This is a genomic window from Streptococcus constellatus subsp. constellatus, from assembly GCF_023167545.1.
In the GTDB taxonomy this organism is placed as follows: domain Bacteria; phylum Bacillota; class Bacilli; order Lactobacillales; family Streptococcaceae; genus Streptococcus; species Streptococcus constellatus.
Window position 1 is genome coordinate 616,411 of record NZ_AP014647.1, and the last position, 20,958, is coordinate 637,368.

Here is a 20,958-nt window from a genome sequence, read left to right on the forward strand (position 1 = left end):
ACATATAAAAAATAGTCAGAAAAAGGTGTCAGTTAGTAGACACCTTACATCTTCATGGATTTAATTTTGACTTCATCAGGAGTAACGCGTAGGGTCTTTTGCCCTGTGTAGGTTACAAAACCAGGTTTACCACCTGTTGGCTTGTTAAGTTTTTTGACTTCAATCATATCCACCTGAACGAGATTGGACAATCTCGCCTTAGAAAAGTATGCCGCCAATTCCGCAGCATCTGTCTTGACATCATCACTTGGATGTAGGTTGCCCGTGATAACGACGTGACTGCCGGGAATATCCTTGGCATGAAACCAAAGTTCCTCTTTTTTAGCCATTTTAAAGGTCAGTTCATCATTTTGCAGATTGTTTCGTCCAACCAGAATAATTGTCTGTCCATCAGTAGACAAATATTTCTCAGGTTTCTTCCGTTTTTGGATTTTTTCACGCTGACGTCGACGAATAAAGCCTGTCTGAATCAATTCTTCTCGGATTTCTGTAATTTCTGTGAGATTAGCTTGCGACAAAGCTGTTTCTACGCTCTCCAAATATTGAATGGTTTCTTTAGTTTCTTCAATCAGTCCCGTTAAATGTTTGACTGCTTCTTTCAGCTTTTGGTATTTCTTAAAATAGCGCTGAGCATTTTGGTTAGGGGTCAAAGCTTTATCTAGCACAATAGTAATTTTCTCGCTTGTGTAGTAATTGTCCAGTTCTACTTGGTCTTGATTGTTTGGAACTTGGTGCAAAAAAGTAGTGAGGAGTTCTCCCTTTTGTCGAAATTCTTCAGCATTTTCAGTCGCGACCAGTTCTTGCTCTTGTTTCGTTAATTTTTTACGATTTTTTTCTAATTCATTCTCCACTCGATGAATCAGTTCGCTGGCTTGTTGATTAACGCGATCGCGCTCTGCCTTATCTTGATAGAAAGCATCTAACAATTGTGATAAACTAGGAAATTCTTTCTGACTATCCGCAAAGAGAATGGGGGTAAATGACTTGCTAGTCAGAGTTGCCTGAGTGGAGCTAGTGAAGAAGGCGCGGAAGATTTTTAACTTATCACTTGTTAAGCGCTGGCTGAGTTCGGCTGCTGTATCGCGCCCCAATCCTTGAAATAAGTTTTGTAAAGAACGGGCCGACAAATCCTCTGTATGCAAAATTTCAAATAATTTTTCATCAGAAATGGTAAATGGATTGCGCTTATCTGTTTGAGGTGGAGTGACATAGCTTGAACCAGGCAGAATCGTACGGTAACTATTTTGAGAAAAGCCGACATGTTTAATAGCTTCAATAATATTGCCGCTTGCCTTATCCATTAGGATGATATTGCTGTGCTTGCCCATGATTTCGATGATAAGAGTTGCTGCCACGTTATCTCCAATTTCATTTTTATTGGAGACAGAAATTTCTAAAATTCGATCATTCTCGATTTGTGAAATATTTTCAATTGTAGCGCCTTGTAGATATTTTCGCATAACCATGATAAATGTGGTGGGCACTGCTGGATTTTCAAAGGCGGTACGGGTTAGTTGAATGCGACTAAAAACAGGGTGAACAGACAAGAGCAATTTATGATTTTGTCGATTACTGCGAATTTGTAGCACTAATTCCTGATTAAACGGTTGATTGATTTTTTGAATACGACCGTACAGTAACTGTTGCCGCAATTCATCTGTCATGTGATGTAAAAAAAATCCGTCAAAGGACATGGTTTTTCTCCTTGAATGGTACTAAAGAAAATTATAACAAAAAATAGTAAGAAAAGGTTGAAAAATTATTATCAGAAAAGTTTGACAAAATACTTGACATTTATTTCAGAAACCTCTAAAATAATATCAAATTAGAAAAGTAATAAAATATTTGTTGGCAGAGAGCTTGTGGTTGGTGAAAACAAGCAGCAGGGTTTTATGAAATTGGGCTAATGGATAGAACTTGAATTTGAAACGATAAAAATTCGGTAAGCACACCTTATAGTGCAACTTGTTGTTAGACAAGATAGAGATGTGGGAAAAGTGTATGATTTTTCCCATAATTGAGGTGGCACCGCGATTTACGCCCTCACACAGGATGAACTGTGTGTGGGTTTTTCTTTTATTGTAAATGGAGGGGAAGTATGTTTAAGCGATGGCGACTCTGGATTTTACTTGAATAAACATTTGAAACATACGAAATGGAGAACAGATATGAAAAATAAACGACTAATGGCAATTATTGCACTTTTAGTAGTCTTAGTTGTTGGAAGAATCATTTATTCTAGCATTAATGATGGGAAAACAACGAAAATCAACAATACAACAAAAACAGTAAAAGTCGGCGTACTACAATATGTTAGTCATCCATCGCTGGATTTGATTTATAAGGGTATTCAAGAAGGTTTGGCACAAGAAGGCTACAAAGGCAAGAAAATCAAGATTGATTTTATGAATGCAGAAGGTGATCAAAGTAAAGTAGCAACGATGAGTAAGCAACTGGTCGCAAATAATAATGATGTGCTGATTGGAATCGCAACGCCTGCTGCTCAGGGGCTAGCTAGTGCAACGAAAGACAAACCAGTTGTCATGGGAGCAGTGAGCGATCCAGCTGGGGCAAATTTGGTCAAAGATTTGAAACAGCCTGGCGGTAATATCACAGGTGTTTCTGATCACAATCCAGCTGAACAACAGTTAAATCTGATTAAACAGTTAACACCGAATGTGAAAACAATTGGTATTCTTTACTCAAGTAATGAGGACAATTCCAAAACGCAGGTAGAAGAATTTACAACTTTGGCTGAAAAAGCAGGCTATAAGGTGCTTCCTTATTCTGTGCCTTCGACAAATGAGATTGCTTCAACCATGAATGTGATGACAGGGAAAGTAGACGCCATTTGGATTCCAATTGATAACACCATTGCTTCTGCTTTTTCAACAGTTGTTTCCAGCAATCAAACAGTTAAAAAACCTATCTATCCAAGTGCGACAGCTATGGTAAAAGAAGGTGGTCTAGGTTCTGTTGTAGTAGATCAAAAAGAACTTGGAGTAGCGACTGGAAAAATGACTGCGAAGATTTTGAAAGGGGCTAAACCAGCAAACACAGCGGTTGAAATCTTTAATACTGGAAAAACGGTTATAAATAAAAAAGTGGCTGCTCAGCTAGGAATAACGATTCCAGATGATGTTCTGAAAAAAGCAGGACAAATCATTGAGTAATCCGATTGATAAGAAACGATATTTTTTAAAGTTAGGACAACATTATGATTATTTCGATTGTCTCACAAGGACTTGTTTGGGCCATACTAGGTTTGGGGATTTTTATGACTTTTCGTATTTTAAATTTCCCTGACATGACAACAGAAGGGTCTTTTCCCTTGGGGGGAGCAGTGGCAGTTACGCTGATTAGTAAAGGTATCAATCCCTTTCCGGCGACTGTCGTTGCCATTCTGGCAGGGTGTTTGGCAGGTATGGCAACAGGACTTCTTTATACCAAGGGGAAAATACCTACTCTACTTTCTGGAATTTTGGTCATGACTTCCTGCCATTCGATTATGCTCATGTTAATGGGGCGAGCAAATCTTGGTCTTCTAGGAACCAAGCAAATTCAAGACTTTCTGCCATTTTCTAGCGAAATCAACAATCTTCTAACAGGGCTACTTTTTGTCAGCTTGGTAATAGCTGCATTGCTCTTTTTCTTAGATACAAAATTGGGTCAAGCTTATATTGCTACAGGAGATAATCCTGATATGGCGAGGAGTTTTGGTATTCACACAGGGCGAATGGAGCTGATGGGGTTGGTGCTATCTAATGGTGTTATTGCTCTAGCTGGAGCCCTCATTGCTCAGCAGGAAGGTTATGCGGATGTCTCGCGCGGTATTGGAGTGATTGTTGTCGGACTTGCTAGCCTCATCATCGGCGAGGTGCTCTTTACTAGTCTGACATTAGCAGAACGTTTACTAACGATTGTTGTCGGAGCTATTTTCTATCAATTTCTGATTTGGGGTGTGATTGCACTTGGTTTTAATACCAGTTATCTCCGTCTGTATAGTGCGGTTATCTTGGCGGTTTGCCTCATGATTCCGACTTTTAAAAATAAATTCTTTAAAGGAGTCAAGTTAAGCAAATGACAGCAATTGTAGAATTAAAAAATGCGACGAAAGTTGTGAATAATGGCTTTGATGAAAAAACGATTCTTGACAATGTTTCCTTGACCATTCATAAGCATGACTTCATTACCATTTTAGGTGGAAATGGGGCGGGAAAATCTACTCTGTTCAACGTCATCTCAGGAACATTGCCATTGACGAGTGGCAGCATTTATATTCTAGGTGAAAATGTGACGAGTTATTCGCCAGAGAAACGTGCTAAGTATCTGTCACGTGTCTTTCAAGATCCAAAAATGGGAACAGCTCCTCGTATGACAGTGGCAGAGAATCTGTTAATTGCAAAATTTCGTGGTGAAAAACGTCGTTTGGTCCCACGTCGTCTGAAGCGTTATCGCAAAGAATTTCAAGAAATAATAGAGAAAATCGGCAATGGTTTAGAAAAGCATTTGGATACGCCAATTGAATTTCTTTCTGGTGGTCAGAGACAGGCTTTGAGTTTGCTGATGGCGACTCTCAAGCGCCCAGAACTGCTTCTTCTAGATGAACATACAGCAGCGCTGGATCCGAAAACTAGTGTTGCTCTTATGGAGTTGACTGATGATTTTGTCCAAAGAGACCAACTGACGGCTCTTATGATTACTCATCACATGGAGGATGCTCTCAAATATGGCAATCGTCTCATTGTCATGAAAGAAGGACAGATCATCCAAGACCTCAAACAGGAAGAAAAAGCCAAAATGACCATAGCGGATTATTATGGTTTGTTTGAATAAAAAATTCCAATCTCATTTGAGGTTGGAATTTCTTTTTTGTGCTTCTCTGATAGTATTAGGAACCAGACGAATCCGCTTAATATCTGAAATACGAATAATGGTAGACATGCTTTTCTGGAAATTTTTTATAATGAGCTGCTGGCGTTCTTTGTCATATTTGACAATATCACCCGTAAAACTTTTATCTAAAAAAATGACATGTACGCCTGATTTCTTTTGCAAAGCGGTTTCAATCATCTGCAAAATATTGGCGTTGTCCTCCTCTATTTCTTGCGTATTCTTTTTGTAATTGATAAATTCACTTGCGCGTTCTAAAATCATTTCGAGAAATTTTTTCATAGCTAAATTCTCCATAACTTGTTACAATATATTATATAATAAACTTGCTAAAAAGTAAATTTTTTACGAATAAATCAAGAAAGAGGAAAAAGGAGAAAAAATGTCAGAGTTTAAATTTGAGATAGAAGAAAAATTATTGGTTTTGTCAGAAAATGAAAAAGGCTGGACAAAAGAGCTGAACCGAGTGAGTTTCAATGGTGCGCCAGCAAAATACGATATCCGTAGCTGGAGTCCTGACCATACAAAAATGGGGAAAGGGATTACGCTTTCCAATGAAGAATTTCAAGTATTGGTAGAGGCTTTTAAGGCTTAGTAAAGCGTAAATAGAATAAAGGCAAGAGAGTGAGAGACAGACGATCTATAAATGTAACTGTTGATGACTCTCTTTTTTGTTGTAAAAAATAAGGAATTTTACACAAAAACTTGAAAATCCGCTTTCAAAAGATTATACTATTAAATATAGAAAATCTATATATGCATATAGTAAACTTAGAATTTTAGGAGGTTTAGGATGCTTGAAATTCAAAATTTAGAAAAAAGTTTTGGGCAAAAACAAGTTCTGTTTGGTGTCGATTTTAGAGCTGAATCAGGACAAATCCTTGGTCTGATTGGAAAAAACGGTGCTGGGAAAACAACGATTTTTCATAGCATTCTGCGTTTTTTAGAATATAGCGGTAGGATTTCTTTTGAGGGCAAAGCTATTTCTCAAGACACTTATCGGGAAATTGGCTATTTACCAGAAGAACGAAGTTTGATGCCTAAGTTGACTGTCTATGAGCAGGTGCGTTATTTGGCGAATTTAAAAGGTGTATCAAGTGCAGTTGTGAGAGAAAAATTGCCTCAGTGGATGGAACGATTGCAAGTTAAAGGAAAATTGACTGATAAAATCAAGAGCTTGTCAAAAGGAAATCAGCAGAAAGTGCAGCTGATTATTACACTTTTACATGAGCCAAATTTGATTATCTTAGACGAGCCTTTCAGCGGTCTTGACCCAGTTAATACGGAGATTTTAAAGCAAGTTATTATTGAAGAAAAAGAGCGCGGAGCGACCATTATCTTTTCTGATCATGTCATGACAAATGTGGAAGAATTATGTGATAAGATCATCATGCTTCGTGATGGTAAAGTCATTTTGGATGGTAGTGTACAAGAAGTTCGTAATCGCTATGGGAAAACACGACTCTTTGTATCTAGTGCGCTTTCTCAAGCTGAATTAGAGGCGCTTCCTCACGTAAGCAGAGCCAGTCTGACCAATCAAGGAACATGGCGATTGATATTAGATGACGAAACAGCTGGGAAGGACTTGTTTGACTTGCTGACTAAAGGACAATATATTGCAACTTTTGACCAACAAGCTCCAACAATTGATGAAATCTTTAAATTAGAATCAGGGGTGGAAGTATGAAACAGACGTTAATTGTGATCAAAGAGACTTATCTTCGTCATGTCAAGTCATGGAGTTTTGTCTTCATGGTTCTTTCTCCTTTCATCTTTATTGGTCTTAGTTTTGGAGTTGGGTATCTTTCTTCCATGTCAAGTAGCAATTCTAGCCGTATTGCAGTTGTAACAGACGATGCACAAATCAAGGAAGTTTTAAAAGATATCAAGAATCTGGACTTCGATTATAAAGATGAAGCAGCAGCCAAGAAAGCTATAAAAGACGGTGATGTCGGGGGGTATTTGCTGCTATCAGAAGCAAGCGGTCAAATTAAAGCAACCTATGTCGCTGATACAGGGATGAATGGCACTACAAAGGCAGCAATTTCACAGAAATTACTACAGTTACAGCAGGTTGCAAATATCAGCCAAGCTAATTTATCAGCAAACCAAGTTAAACTGATTTCAAGGGGGATTGATTTTAAGGAAAAAATTGACGAAAAGAAAGAGGCTAAGAAAACGATTCAAACAGTTGTTGCAACAGCAATTGGTTTGATATTGTACATGATTCTCATTGTTTATACAAGCTCAACTGCGCAGGAAATTGCAAGCGAAAAAGGAACAAAGATTATGGAGGTTATTTTCTCCAGTATCAAGGCATCTGAATATTTTTATGGTCGAATGGCTGGAATTTTTGCAGTGATTTTGACACATGTAGGAATTTACGTGATAGGAGCAGTGCTCTTACTAATATTTTCTGACAAGGTTTCTTTTGTAAAAGAATTTTTGCAAGCTAATCCAAATTTGATGAAGCATCTAGGTGAAGCCATTTCTTTTAATACCATTGCTTTCATTACTTTAAGTGTCTTTTTGTTCGTTGTCCTATCTGCCTTTTTAGGCTCGATGGTAACGAGAATTGAAGATGTTGGGAAAGCCGTTCAGCCTGTTGTGATGCTAGTTGTACTAGGATTCTTAGGTGTAACAGCTCTTGGAAATGCAGGTGATACGATTTTACTTAAAGTTGGCTCGTATATTCCATTTATTTCAACCTTTTTTATGCCTTTCCGTGCTATCAATGGTTATGCAACTAGTTTGGAAGCGTGGATTTCCTTTGTGATTGCGTTCTTATTTACCACTGGAATGACGGTTTATATTGGTCGAATTTATTCCAGCTTGATTTTGCAAACAGATGATATTGGTATTTGGAAGAGTTTCAAAAAAGCTTTAGCTTATCGTTAAAAATAGTTCTCCACAAGTATTCTTGTGGGGATTTTTCTTGAAAAGGCATGCAGTCAATCGCTGTTGAAAAACTTTAAAAATGATATAATTAAACTATATTTTGACAGAAACAGGATGCTCATGAAATTACTTTATACAGATATTCGCAATCCCTTAACGAAGATTTTGGTGAAAGAAGCAGAACGCTTGGCACAGGAAGGTAAGCGCGTGTTTTATATTGCACCTAATTCTCTTTCATTTGAAAAGGAGAGAGCTGTTTTGGCTCTTTTAGAAAACCATGCTTCCTTTGCTATTACAGTGACACGTTTTGCGCAGATGGCACGTTATTTTGTCCTCAATGATGTGCAAAAGGGAGAAAACATAGATGATATTGGGCTTAGCATGCTCTTTTATAAAGTGCTTTCAGAAATGAATGAGCATGATTTGAGGCTGTATGGTGGCATTCGGACGGATGCACAATTTATTCAGCAATTGGTTGAGCTCTATCATGAACTGCAAGTCGCTCAGATGAGTTATACAGACCTAGACTATTTGGAAGAAGCAGAGAAAAAAGCAGATTTAATCAAGATTTTTCAAGTAGTGATGTATCAGCTTAATCAGAGTGAATTTACTTCTGATTCAAATATCATGGCCTTTACCCATCATATTATAGCAGGTGATGTGGATGAGGAACTGCAGGATTTAGTCTTGGTTATTGATGGGTTTACGCGCTTTTCGGCTGAGGAAGCTTATTTGATCGAGCTTTTGCATAATAAGGGTGTGGAAATTATCATCGGTGCTTATGCAAGTGAAAAAGCGTATCGTGCAAGTTTTCGAGAGGGCAATCTTTATCAGGCGAGTGTTGATTTCTTGCGACAGTTAGCAGGTAAATTTGAAGTGAAACCTGAATATATACCAGCAAGCCAGCCAGATGATGCTTTTGGAAAGATTTCAAAACTGTTAGAAAGTCGGTATGATTTCTCAGATGTTGACCTAAAGTTAACGGAGCAGGATCGATCGCATGTGCAGATTTGGTCAACAGTCAATCAAAAAGAAGAATTAGAATATGTGGCAAAAAGCATTCGTCAGTTAGTTCATGATGGAGTTCGTTATAAGGATATTCGCGTTCTTTTGGGAGATGTGGAAACGTATCATTTACAGTTAAAGACGATTTTTGATCAGTATCAAATCCCTTTTTATCTGGGACGAAGTGAGGCTATGGCCCATCACCCTTTGGTGCAATTTATTGAAGCTTTAGTGCGCCTAAAACACTACAATTTTCGAACGGAAGATTTGCTCAATCTCTTAAAAACAGGTCTTTATGGTCATTTAAAGCAAGAAGAACTAGACTTGTTTGAGCAATATATCCGTTTTGCAGACGTGAGAGGAATGAGTAAGTTTTCTAAAGAATTTACTCATAATCAACAACGAAAATTTAATCTAGTTCATATCAATCAATTAAGAAAAAATATAGTCACTCCTCTCTTGGAATTTTTTAAATCTCGCAGTCAAACAGCGACAGGCCTGCTTCAAAAATTTCATCAATTTTTAACAACAATTTCTTTTTCTCAGAATTTTGCTGGTTTAGTAGATTTTACGAATCCGCAAGATCAAGAACGGCAAGAAGAAGTTTGGAAAGCTTTTTGCCATGTTTTGGAACAATTTGCCAATGTCTTTTCAGCTAGCAAAGTCAATCTAGATGATTTTCTGACTCTGGTGCAGTCAGGAATGCTGTTATCTAATTATCGAACGATTCCAGCAACAGTAGACGTTGTGACCGTTCAGTCTTATGACTTGATTGAGCCGTTGTCAAGTCCTTTTGTTTACGCGATTGGTTTGACCCAAGACTATTTTCCCAAAATTGCACAAAATAAGACTCTTTTGTCAGATGAAGACCGTTTGTTGCTAAACGAAGTGACAGATGAGCATTCGGAATTGCTGATTGCTGCTCAGGAAAATCTCAAGAAAAATCGTTTTGTCGCCTTGTCACTTCTAAATGCTGCAACGGATAGATTGGTACTTTCCACTCCTCAGATTGTCAATGAAATAGAGAATGACATTTCTCCATATCTGTTGGAACTGCGTGAGCAACCAATTGCTTTGCCAATTGAGGTGAAGCATCCGCAGGCAACAAGTGATGATATTGGTACTTATCGTGCTTTATTGGCGAGGGTTATTGAGTTGAATCAAGGAGATATTGATAAAGAGCATTCTTTGACTGAGAAAGAACAGACTTTTTGGTCAGTAGCTGTACGAGTTTTGCGCAAAAAATTGGAAAGTGAAGGCATTTCGATTCCGAATGTCACGTCAAGTCTTGAGACAGAAACCTTGTCAGAGCAGACTTTGCAAATCCTTTATCCGCCTCATCAAGTATTTCTATTGTCGACTTCAGCTTTGACAGAATTTTATCGTAATCAGTATGCTTATTTTTTGAAGTATATTTTGGCTCTGCAAGAAGAAATGACAATTTACCCAGATGCGCGCAGTCATGGAAATTTTCTGCACCGTGTGTTTGAAAAAGTCGTGCACGATCAATCGAACGAGCAATTCGACATCCGTCTAGAAAAAGCCATTCAGGAAGTAAGCTGTGAACCGGAGTTTGAAGCTCTTTATACCGAAAGTGCCAAAGCATTGTTTGCTCATGAAGTTTTGCTTGACGCAGCGCGTGCGACAGGGCGTGTTCTAGAAAGAAATGATTTAGTAGAAACTATTCAGGAAGAGGCTGTTTTTGGGCAAGAGAGTGCAGAATTTTTAACCTTATCAGACGGACGCAACCTTCAAATTCGAGGAAAAGTTGACCGTATTGACCGATTGAGAAGTAATGACAGTCTGGGAATTGTGGATTATAAATCAAGTGACACAGATTTTGATTTTCAAAAATTTTTCAATGGTTTGAATTCTCAATTACCTACGTATCTAATGGCATTGAAACAAGAAAAGTGGACGAGTGATGAAGCACAGGTTTTTGGCGCCATGTATTTGCAGATGACCAATCCACTCGTACCTTTAGCGAAGACCAAGTCGCAGAGTGATGCAGTCAAAGAGGTGATGAAAACGTTAGAATACAAGGGGCTATTTCTATCGGAGCAAGCTTATCAGCTCAATGATTTGTATAATAAAAAGAAAGTCAATTTATTAAGTCAAGAAGAGCTAGAAACTTTGTTAGCTTATAATGCACTCTTGTACCGTCGTGCTGCCGAGCAGATATTGACAGGGCATTTTAAGATTAATCCTTATACAGAAAATGGCAAAAGTATTGCACCTTTTGTGGAACAATATAAGTCCATTACAGGTTTTGAAGCCAATCTTCATCTTTCTAGTGCCCGACATTTAGTGAAATTAGAAGGTAAGAACTCAACGGGTGAGAAGAAGCGTCAAGCATGGATAGAAAAGATGAAGGAGGAGTTAGAAAAATGAGACAAATTCCATTTTTGACTCAAGCAGAGATTCGTGCTTTGCAGGATCAGGAAGTTCAGTCTGACAAAGTTCAAAAATGTACACCAGAACAGATTGAAGCCATTTACTCTTCCGGACAAAATATTCTGGTTTCTGCTTCTGCGGGATCAGGAAAAACCTTTGTTATGGTGCAGCGGATTATTGACCAAATTATGCGGGGAGTTCGTATTGAGCAGCTCTTCATTTCAACTTTCACCGTCAAAGCAGCTAGTGAATTAAAAGAGCGCTTGGAGAAAGAGCTGTCCAAGGCTTTGAAAGAAACAAATGATGAGGAATTAAAACAACACTTGGCTCAGCAATTAGCCGATATTCCGAATGCAGATATTGGAACCATGGACTCTTTTACCCAAAAAGTCCTGAATAAATATGGTTATTTGTTGGAGTTAGCACCAAATTTTCGCATTTTACAAAGTACGAGTGAACAATTATTGCTACAAAACGAAGTTTTTGAGCAAGTTTTTGAAGACTTCTATCAATCTGATCAGGCTGCTTTGTTTAAAAAATTAGTCAAAAACTTTACAGGTCAGAGAAAAGATTTGCTTGGTTTTCGAGAGCAAGTTTATAAGATTTATTCTTTTTTGCAGTCTACTAGTAGTCCAATAGAATGGTTGGAAAAAGACTTTTTGAAAGGCTATGAGTTTGCAGATTTCCAAGAAGAAAAAGCGCAACTTTTAGCACAAACAAAAGAAGCCCTCTTTGATTTAGAAGATTTTTTTAGCTATCATTTGGTTCATGAAGCCAAGGAATTTTCCAAAGCAAAATATCTTGAAAATGTGCAGCGTGTGCTTGATGACCTTGCAAGTTTACAAGGGCATTCCTCTGAGGAAGCCTATCTCACAACGCTCAATAACATTGTAGAAATATCGCGTGCCAGCAATGGAAAAGCCTTGACGAACAGCGGACGAAAAGAAGAATTAAAAGAAATTATTAACGCCTATAACGAAAAACGCAAAGAAAAAATTCAAGTTTTACGAGACTTGGCAGATCAATTTTATCGTTTTGAATTTCAATTGACCTACCATGAGGAAGCAAAAGAAATTTTACTTGTTTTGCAACAATTTATGAAATTGTTTGTTACAAGCTATTTGAATCGCAAAAAAGAAGAAAATGCTTTTGAATTTGCGGACATTAGTCATTTTGCTATTCAGATTTTAGAAGAATGTTCGGATGTGCGTCAGTTTTATAGGAACAAATACCATGAAGTCATGGTAGATGAGTATCAAGATACCAACCACACGCAAGAGCGGATGCTAGAACTGTTATCAAATGGGGGTAATCGCTTTATGGTGGGGGATATTAAACAGTCTATTTATCGTTTTCGTCAAGCGGATCCACAGATTTTTAATGAAAAATTCAAATTGTATCAAAGCGATAGTCAACAAGGGAAATTGATTGTCTTAAAAGAGAATTTTCGCAGTCATTTGGAAGTCTTGGAAGCCACCAATGATGTTTTTAAGCGCCTCATGGATGAAGAAGTGGGAGAAATTGATTACAATGAAACGCATTATCTGGTAGCTGGAAATCCCGATAAGAAAGAACCAAATCCCTTGTATCAGACAGAGTTTCTCATTTATGACGGAACTCTTGAGACAGATAATGAGGAGAACGACAAAGATGTTTCTTCTGTTTCTGCAGGAGAAGTGGCGCTGGTTATCAAAGAAATTATTCGTTTGCATAATGAAGAAAATGTCCAATTTGAGGATATTACTTTACTAACAGCTTCACGCACACGCAACGATATGATTCTAGCTGAGTTCGCTAAATATGGTATTCCAATCGTTTCAGACGGTGGTGAGGACAATTACCTTCAGTCTGTTGAAGTCATGGTGATGTTAGACACCTTGCGTACAATTAATAACCCTCTCAATGATTATGCTTTAGTGGCGCTTTTAAAATCGCCAATGTTCAACTTTACAGAAGATGAATTGGCACGTTTAGCTTTGCAAAAGAAGGTGACTGAGGCAAATTATGTTGTCCATCAGGAAAATCTCTATGAGAAGTTGAAGAATGCTCTGAATGGGTACGGTCACTATCCTGAACTTATCACGCCTCCTCTTTTAAAAAAAATCCAGCAGTTTCAAGAAACACTACAGGCTTGGCGAGAGTATGCAAAAACAAATTCGCTCTATGATTTGCTTTGGAAAATCTATCAAGATCGTTTTTATTACGATTATGTGGGAGCTTTACCAAATGGAGCGGGACGTCAAGCTAATCTCTATGCCCTTACTTTGCGCGCAAATGATTACGAAAAAATGAGTTTTAAAGGCTTGTCACGTTTTATCGGGATGATTGATAAAATATTGGAAACACAGAATGATTTAGCAAGTGTCGTTGTTGCAGCTCCGAAACACGCGGTTCGCCTGATGACAGTTCATAAGAGCAAAGGTTTGGAATTTAAATATGTCTTTTTGCTCAATATGGACAAAGTTTTCAATCGTAAAGATAGCAGTTCCGCTTTGATTCTCAGTCGTCAAAATGGCGTTGGTATCAAGTATGTAGCTGATGTAGCAGTAGATGTTGCTGATAAGTTAGCTCCAAACCATGTTCGTTTGTCTATTAATACTCTGCCTTATGAGCAAAATGAGCGTGAGATTCATCTAGCCAGTATTTCTGAACAAATGCGTCTACTCTATGTCGCCATGACACGCGCTGAAAGGAAACTGTATTTAGTTGGTAAAGGTCATCAGAAAAGTTTGGAGAAAAAAGGCTTTCCTACTCCAGTGAAGGAGCATTTAGCTGCATCTATCAGGCAAAGTATGACAAGTTTTCAAGATTGGATGTGGGCTTTACATGTAGTATTTGAGAAAGATAATCTAGCTTTTTCAACGCGATTTGTGACAGATAATGACTTGACAAGTGAAAAAATAGGTCAACTGAAATTGAAAGATGCGGTTATTGAAGAGGATTTAATAGACAATCGCCAATCTGAGGATATTCGCAGGGCTTTGGATATTTTGGAAAATGTAGATCGACTGAATACCAAGTATCAAGCTGCCATCCATTTACCGAGTGTTCGAACACCGAGTCAAATTAAGAAATTTTATGAACCAATTATGGATACAGATGGCGTTGAAATTATGGAGAAAAGGAATCCGACCATTGTAGGAAAAGCTTCTTTTGAGCTACCAAATTTTGCTAAAAAAGCTCCAGTTACAGGAGCGCAAATTGGTAGCGCTGTCCATGAACTGATGCAGCGTATTCCTTTGGATCAAGCCCCTACGATAGCTATTTTGAGAAAAGTTTTAAAACAGGTTCAGGCAGAAGAAAGTGTTAAAAAGAAAATTGATTTGCAAAAGATAGCTAGTTTTTTTGGGACTGAACTTGGGCAGCTCCTTTTGAAGCATACAGACAGAGTATATCGTGAAGCTCCTTTTGCTATGTTAAAGCAGGATCCAGCAAGTGGACAATATTTTGTAGTCCGTGGGATTCTGGACGGTTATCTACTGCTGACGGACCGAATCATTCTCTTTGATTACAAGACGGATCGATATACAAATCCAAGTGAATTAGTGGAGCGCTACCAAGCACAATTAGCACTTTATGCTGAAGCTCTTAGTCGTTCATACAGTATTGAAAAAGTTGAAAAATACTTAGTATTGTTAGGCGGAGCACAGCTTCAAGTGGTGAAAGTAGAATAGATAAATCGCCCTCTTATTCACGAATGTTTTCTTCATAAAAATTAAAAATAGTTCCTAAATTTTGTGTTTTATTGAAAATATTGCTTGAAAATTTCAGAAAAGTTCGATAAAATAATAGTAAATCAGAGAGTGGAGGAAAAATATTTGAAATTAGATCGTAATTTTGCGATTTGCTACTATAAAATAAATAGAAAAGGCAGCATTGTGCGGCCTTTTTATAAAGCTATATAGACCTTTATGAAAATTTTCATTTAAGTAGCTTTGATATGTTAGTGGCTATTTAGTAGGAATGGAATGAAAATTTTAGAATTCCAACAAAATCTAGTTATTTTTAATAATAGTGAGTATTATTTGAAGAAAAGTTCGGTTTTGCGAATTTTTTGTAATAATATTGGAAATTTACTTGAAAAGCAATAGGAAAAATAGTAAAATAGAATTATAGAAAACGCTTACAAAGCGAGGTGAAAAAATGGATAGACAAGAAGCATTGAGAACTTTTACCACAGGTGAAAATTTCCATTTACAACACTATTTGGGGGTTCATCAAGATGAAGTTGATGGACAAAGCGGCTATACATTTCGTGTATGGGCGCCAAATGCTCAAAGTGTGCATTTGATTGGAGACTTTACTGACTGGTATGAAAATCAGATTCCTATGACACGCAATGAAGGTGGTGTTTGGGAAGTATTCACGGATTTGCCAAAGGAAGGAGATATTTACAAATACAATATTAGACGAAGCAGCGGTCAAGAAATTTTAAAAATTGATCCTTTAGCTATCTATTTTGAAAAACGTCCTGGTACAGGTGCAGTTGTTCGGACAATTCCTGAAAAGAAATGGAAAGATGGCTTGTGGTTAGCTCGCAGAAAACGTTGGGGATTTTTCTCTAGACCGGTGAATATTTACGAAGTTCATGCAGGATCTTGGAAGAAAAACGAAGATGGGACCCCGTATTCATTTGCCCAATTAAAAGATGAACTCATTCCATATCTTGTCAAAATGAATTACACGCATGTGGAATTCATGCCTCTTATGGCGCATCCACTTGGACTGAGCTGGGGTTATCAGCTGATGGGATATTTTGCACTTGAGCATACGTATGGAACTCCTGAAGAGTTTCGTGATTTTGTAGAAGAATGTCATGTGAATAATATTGGAGTTATCGTAGACTGGGTGCCAGGTCATTTTACTATCAATGATGATGCCTTGGCTTATTATGACGGTACACCTACATTTGAGTATCAAGATCATGACCGTGCCCATAATTACGGCTGGGGCGCTCTTAACTTTGACTTAGGAAAGAATGAAGTGCAGTCTTTCTTGATTTCTAGTATTAAGTTTTGGATTGACTTTTATCACTTAGATGGAATCCGTGTGGATGCTGTTAGCAACATGCTCTATCTAGATTATGATAGCGGTCCATGGCAACCAAATATTGACGGTGGCAATCGCAACTACGAGGGCTATTACTTCCTTCAACGCTTGAACACGGTTATCAAACTGGCTCATCCAGATGTCATGATGATTGCAGAAGAAAGTACGAGTGATACAAAGATTACGGGGATGATAGAAATGGGTGGTCTTGGATTTGATTATAAGTGGAACATGGGCTGGATGAATGACATTCTGCGTTTCTACGAAGAAGATCCGATTTACCGCAAGTATGATTTTAATCTAGTAACCTTTAGTTTCATGTACGCTTTTTCTGAAAACTTCTTGTTGCCATTCTCTCATGACGAAGTGGTACATGGTAAGAAGAGTCTCATGCATAAGATGTGGGGAGATCGCTATAATCAATTTGCTGGTCTGCGAAATCTCTATACTTATCAAATATGTCACCCAGGGAAGAAATTACTATTCATGGGCAGCGAATGGGGACAATTCTTAGAATGGAAATGCGAAGAATCTTTAGAATGGCGTGATTTGGCAGATGATATGAACGCTAAGATGCAACATTTCACTTCTCAACTCAATCAGCTTTATAAAGAAAATCGTGTTTTATGGGAAAACGACTTGAATTGGGATGGCTTAGAAATTATTGATGCGGATAATACAGATCAAAGTGTACTTTCCTTTATTCGGAAAAATGACAAGGGAGATATGCTAATTTGCGTCTTTAATATGGCTCCGGTAGAGCGCAAAGACTTTACCATTGGTGTTCCGGTGACAGCCATATATGAAGAAATTTGGAATACTGAATTAGAAGAATGGGGAGGTGTATGGAAAGAGTATAATCAAACAGTTCAGTCTCAAGAAGGCTTGTGGAAGGATTATCCTCAGACGTTGACCTTTACTTTGCCAGCATTAGGGGCAAGTATTTGGAAAATTAAACGTCGTGTGAAATCAGCAAATGGAAGTAAGAAGTCCAAAAAGGAGTAACAGATGAAGAATGAAATGCTAGCTTTGATTCTTGCCGGTGGGCAAGGAACACGCCTTGGAAAACTCACTCAAAGTATTGCCAAACCAGCAGTACAATTTGGTGGACGCTACCGTATCATTGACTTTGCTTTGTCCAATTGTGCCAATTCAGGAATTCATAATGTTGGTGTCATTACTCAATACCAACCATTAGCTTTGAATAGTCATATTGGAAATGGTTCTAGTTGGGGACTGGATGGTATTAACACAGGAGTTTCTATTCTCCAGCCATATTCAGCAAGTGAGGGCAATCGTTGGTTTGAAGGAACTAGTCATGCGATTTATCAAAACATTGATTATATTGATACTATCAATCCTGAGTATGTCTTGATTTTGTCTGGTGACCACATTTACAAAATGGACTACGATGATATGCTTCAATCTCACAAGTACAACAACGCCAGTCTGACGGTAGCTGTTCTGGATGTTCCTTTAAAAGAAGCGAGTCGTTTTGGTATTATGAATACAGATGCCAATAACCGCATTGTCGAGTTTGAAGAAAAACCAGCTGAACCTAAGTCTACTAAGGCTTCTATGGGGATTTATATCTTTGACTGGAAACGCCTGCGTAATATGCTGGTAGCTGCTGAAAAGAGCAATGTAGATATGTCTGACTTCGGTAAGAATGTTATTCCAAATTATCTTGAATCCGGCGAAAGTGTCTATGCTTATGAATTTAAGGGATATTGGAAAGATGTTGGAACGATTGAGTCACTTTGGGAAGCCAATATGGAGTATATTGACCCAAACAATGCTTTAGACAGTCGGGATCGTCAATGGAAAATTTATTCACGTAACTTGATTTCTCCACCAAACTTCCTTGGAGAAAATGCTCATGTAGAAGATTCTTTGGTTGTGGACGGCTGTTTGGTAGATGGCACGGTTAAGCATTCCATTCTTTCTACGGAAGCTCAAGTGCGTAAAGATGCAGTTGTAGAAGATTCTGTGATTATGAGTGGTGCTATCATTGGTCAAGGTGCAAAAATCAAACGTGCTATTATTGGTGAAGGAGCTATCATTTCTGATGGTGTAGAAATTGATGGAACAGACGAAGTACAAGTTATCGGATACAATGAGAAAGTGGGGGTACCATCAGATGAAGATTGATAAATATTCAGCAATTTTAGGAAATACAGTTGGATTTCATGATATGTCTACTTTGACAAATCATCGTCCAGTTGCCAGTTTGCCGTTTGGTGGGAAATATCGTTTAATTGACTTTCCGTTGTCTAGCCTGGCCAATGCAGGGATTCGGAGCGTCTTTGGCATTTTCCAACAAGATAATATTAGTTCTGTCTTTGACCATATCCGTTCTGGACGTGAATGGGGGCTGTCTACTCTTTTGAGTCACTACTATCTTGGTATTTATAATACGCGCGTAGAAAGTTCTACTGTTGGTAAAGAATACTACGAGCAATTATTGACCTACTTAAAACGTTCGGGCAGCGATCAAACGGTAGCATTGAACTGTGATGTTTTGGTGAACATCGACTTGAACCAAGTCTTCCACTTACATGGTACAACTGATCAACCGATTACAGTTGTCTATAAAAAATTACCAAAAGAAGAAATTTCCGAAGTTAATGCTGTTTTGGAAATTGATGAAACAGATCATGTGAAAAATCACCATCTTTTTGATGATAAAAAAGATCAGGATTTGTACAACATGTCAACGGATATCTTTGTTGTGGATACACCTTGGCTGATTGAAAAATTAGAAATAGAAGCACAAAAAGAATTTCCTCAAAAATTACGTTATGTTTTACGTGATTTAGCTGCTCAGGAAAAAGCGTTTGCTTATGAATATACGGGTTATTTAGCAAATATTCATTCTGTCACTTCGTACTTCAATGCCAATATTGATATGCTTGATTCACAAAAATTCTATTCCCTTTTCTCTCCAAATCAAAAGATTTATACTAAAGTAAAAAACGAAGAGCCAACTTATTATGCAGTCGGTTCTAAGGTTTCAAATGCTCAATTTGCTTCCGGCAGTATTATTGAAGGAGAAGTGAGTGGTTCTGTCATTTCTCGTAATACTCGTATTAAAAAAGGAAGTCGTGTAAAAAACAGTATTCTTTTCCCACGTGTCCTTATTGGCGAAAATGCTGTTGTAGAATATGCAATCTTAGATAAGGGTGTTGAGGTTGCTGAGAATGTGACCGTTCGAGGAACAGTTGATAACCCAGTTGTTCTTAAAAAAGGCGAAAAAGTGACAGAGGATAGAATTCAATGAAAATTTTATTTGTAGCAGCAGAAGGTGCACCTTTTTCTAAAACAGGAGGATTGGGAGACGTCATTGGCGCTCTCCCTAAATCTCTTGTGAAAGCTGGTCATGAAGTGGGAGTGGTGTTGCCTTATTACGATATGGTAGAGACTAAATTCGGCGACCAAATGGAAGACTTGTTCCATTTTGAAGTAAAGGTCGGCTGGCGCGGTCAATATGTCGGTGTGAAACGTACAGTTTTAAATGGTGTAACCTTCTATTTTATAGACAATCAATACTATTTCTTTCGTGGTCATGTTTATGGTGATTTTGATGATGGTGAGCGTTTTGCTTATTTCCAAATGGCTGCTGTTGAGTTGATGGAAAGAGTAGATTTCATTCCAGATGTACTGCATGTGCATGATTATCATACCGCAATGATTCCATTTTTAGTGAAAGAAAAATACCATTGGATTCAAGCTTATCACGGAATTCGGACTATTTTAACCATTCATAATTTAGAATTTCAAGGGCAATTTTCGGATGGCATGCTCTGGGATTTATTCGGAGTGGGTTATGAGCGCTATGCAGATGGAACATTGCGTTGGAATGACTGCCTCAACTGGATGAAAGCAGGGATTTTATATGCAGATCGTGTAACAACTGTATCACCAAGTTATGCACATGAAATTATGACACCAGAGTTCGGTTGCGGTTTGGATCAAATTTTGCGGATGGAGTCGGGTAAAGTCTCAGGTATTGTCAATGGAATCGATACAGATATTTATAATCCAGAAACAGATGCGTTACTGGATCATCATTTTAATAAAGATGATTTATCTGGCAAACTTGCTAATAAGCGTGCGTTGCAGGAAAAAGTTGGTCTACCTGTTCGAGATGATGTACCTCTAGTAGGGATTGTATCACGTTTGACTCGGCAAAAAGGTTTTGATTTAGTTGTGGATCAATTACACAATTTACTACAAGATGATGTACAAATTATCCTTTTAGGAACAGGAGACCCATCTTTTGAGCAATCATTTGCTTGGTTTGGTCAAGCTTATCCAGAAAAATTATCCGCTAATATCACTTTTGATGTGAAATTAGCCCAAGAAATTTATGCAGCTTGTGATATGTTCTTGATGCCGAGTCGCTTTGAGCCGTGTGGATTGTCCCAAATGATGGCAATGCGTTATGGAACATTGCCACTTGTACATGAAGTTGGTGGTCTTCGTGACACCGTTCAACCCTACAATGCTTATGAAGGAACAGGAACTGGATTTAGCTTTAATAATTTCTCAGGTTACTGGCTGAAATGGACATTTGACATGGCTATCGACTTATATTACAATGATAAAGAAGCATGGTATAACCTTCAAATACAAGCTATGGAACGTGATTTTTCATGGGATACAGCTAGCCAAGCATACAGTCATTTGTACCAATCTCTTTATTGATAGAAAGGAGTT

At 38.0% G+C, this 20,958-nt stretch carries 14 protein-coding genes and 1 other annotated feature; of the genes, 12 read left to right on the forward strand and 2 right to left on the reverse strand.

Translation table 11 applies throughout. The features are described from left to right. Positions 1–44: 44 nt before the first annotated feature. The gene (gene fbp62 / locus SCSC_RS03070; RefSeq protein ID WP_006269925.1) at positions 45–1,694 is read right to left on the reverse strand and encodes an Rqc2 family fibronectin-binding protein Fbp62; all 1,650 of its coding nucleotides are present in this window, start codon (positions 1,692–1,694) and stop codon (positions 45–47) included. Positions 1,695–1,811: 117 nt separating this feature from the next. Next, positions 1,812–2,048, forward strand: a binding site (T-box leader). A gap of 120 nt (positions 2,049–2,168) precedes the next feature. Here fbp62 and trpX point away from each other — a divergent pair. From trpX to SCSC_RS03085, 3 genes are read left to right on the forward strand one after another with little or no spacing between them, the layout of a single operon-like run. Continuing rightward, positions 2,169–3,173 carry a tryptophan ABC transporter substrate-binding protein gene (gene trpX / locus SCSC_RS03075; RefSeq protein ID WP_022524609.1) on the forward strand — a complete coding sequence of 335 codons (1,005 nt, stop codon included), beginning with the start codon at positions 2,169–2,171 and terminating at the stop codon, positions 3,171–3,173. Between the two features lie 44 nt (positions 3,174–3,217). After that, complete coding sequence (locus SCSC_RS03080) at positions 3,218–4,084, forward strand: ABC transporter permease (protein ID WP_006269907.1); 867 nt, start codon at positions 3,218–3,220, stop codon at positions 4,082–4,084. Then, complete coding sequence (locus tag SCSC_RS03085) at positions 4,081–4,836, forward strand: ABC transporter ATP-binding protein (RefSeq protein WP_006269920.1); 756 nt, start codon at positions 4,081–4,083, stop codon at positions 4,834–4,836. The genes SCSC_RS03080 and SCSC_RS03085 overlap by 4 nt, the downstream gene beginning before the upstream one ends. A gap of 12 nt (positions 4,837–4,848) precedes the next feature. Here SCSC_RS03085 and SCSC_RS03090 read toward each other — a convergent pair whose 3' ends face one another. After that, positions 4,849–5,190: a hypothetical protein gene (locus SCSC_RS03090; RefSeq protein ID WP_037565830.1), complete on the reverse strand. Its 342-nt coding sequence runs from the start codon at positions 5,188–5,190 to the stop codon at positions 4,849–4,851. Between the two features lie 85 nt (positions 5,191–5,275). Between SCSC_RS03090 and SCSC_RS03095 the strand changes: the two genes are divergently transcribed. From SCSC_RS03095 to glgA, 9 genes are all read left to right on the forward strand, one after another. Beyond that, positions 5,276–5,488, forward strand: a complete 213-nt coding sequence (locus SCSC_RS03095; RefSeq protein WP_003069777.1) for a YdbC family protein — start codon at positions 5,276–5,278, stop codon at positions 5,486–5,488. 198 nt (positions 5,489–5,686) lie between these two features. Further along, the gene (locus SCSC_RS03100; protein WP_006269933.1) at positions 5,687–6,580 is read left to right on the forward strand and encodes an ABC transporter ATP-binding protein; all 894 of its coding nucleotides are present in this window, start codon (positions 5,687–5,689) and stop codon (positions 6,578–6,580) included. Continuing rightward, a complete protein-coding gene (locus SCSC_RS03105; RefSeq protein WP_006269939.1) occupies positions 6,577–7,791 on the forward strand; it encodes an ABC transporter permease in 1,215 nt (404 codons plus the stop codon). Before SCSC_RS03100 ends, SCSC_RS03105 begins: the two co-directional genes overlap by 4 nt. 120 nt (positions 7,792–7,911) lie before the next feature. Beyond that, on the forward strand, positions 7,912–11,187 hold the full coding sequence (gene rexB, locus SCSC_RS03110) for an ATP-dependent nuclease subunit B (protein WP_006269918.1): 3,276 nt from the start codon (positions 7,912–7,914) through the stop codon (positions 11,185–11,187). Beyond that, positions 11,184–14,864 (forward strand): helicase-exonuclease AddAB subunit AddA, encoded by a 3,681-nt coding sequence (gene addA / locus SCSC_RS03115; RefSeq protein ID WP_006269935.1) that lies wholly within the window; start codon positions 11,184–11,186, stop codon positions 14,862–14,864. The genes rexB and addA overlap by 4 nt, the downstream gene beginning before the upstream one ends. 469 nt (positions 14,865–15,333) lie before the next feature. Next, positions 15,334–17,244, forward strand: coding sequence for a 1,4-alpha-glucan branching protein GlgB (gene glgB, locus SCSC_RS03120; protein WP_006269910.1), 1,911 nt, complete (start codon positions 15,334–15,336; stop codon positions 17,242–17,244). Positions 17,245–17,247: 3 nt separating this feature from the next. Continuing rightward, positions 17,248–18,390 (forward strand): glucose-1-phosphate adenylyltransferase, encoded by a 1,143-nt coding sequence (locus SCSC_RS03125; protein WP_006269944.1) that lies wholly within the window; start codon positions 17,248–17,250, stop codon positions 18,388–18,390. Further along, on the forward strand, positions 18,380–19,519 hold the full coding sequence (gene glgD, locus SCSC_RS03130; protein WP_003069762.1) for a glucose-1-phosphate adenylyltransferase subunit GlgD: 1,140 nt from the start codon (positions 18,380–18,382) through the stop codon (positions 19,517–19,519). The genes SCSC_RS03125 and glgD overlap by 11 nt, the downstream gene beginning before the upstream one ends. After that, on the forward strand, positions 19,516–20,946 hold the full coding sequence (gene glgA / locus SCSC_RS03135; RefSeq protein ID WP_006269947.1) for a glycogen synthase GlgA: 1,431 nt from the start codon (positions 19,516–19,518) through the stop codon (positions 20,944–20,946). Before glgD ends, glgA begins: the two co-directional genes overlap by 4 nt. The last annotated feature ends 12 nt before the right edge of the window (positions 20,947–20,958 follow it).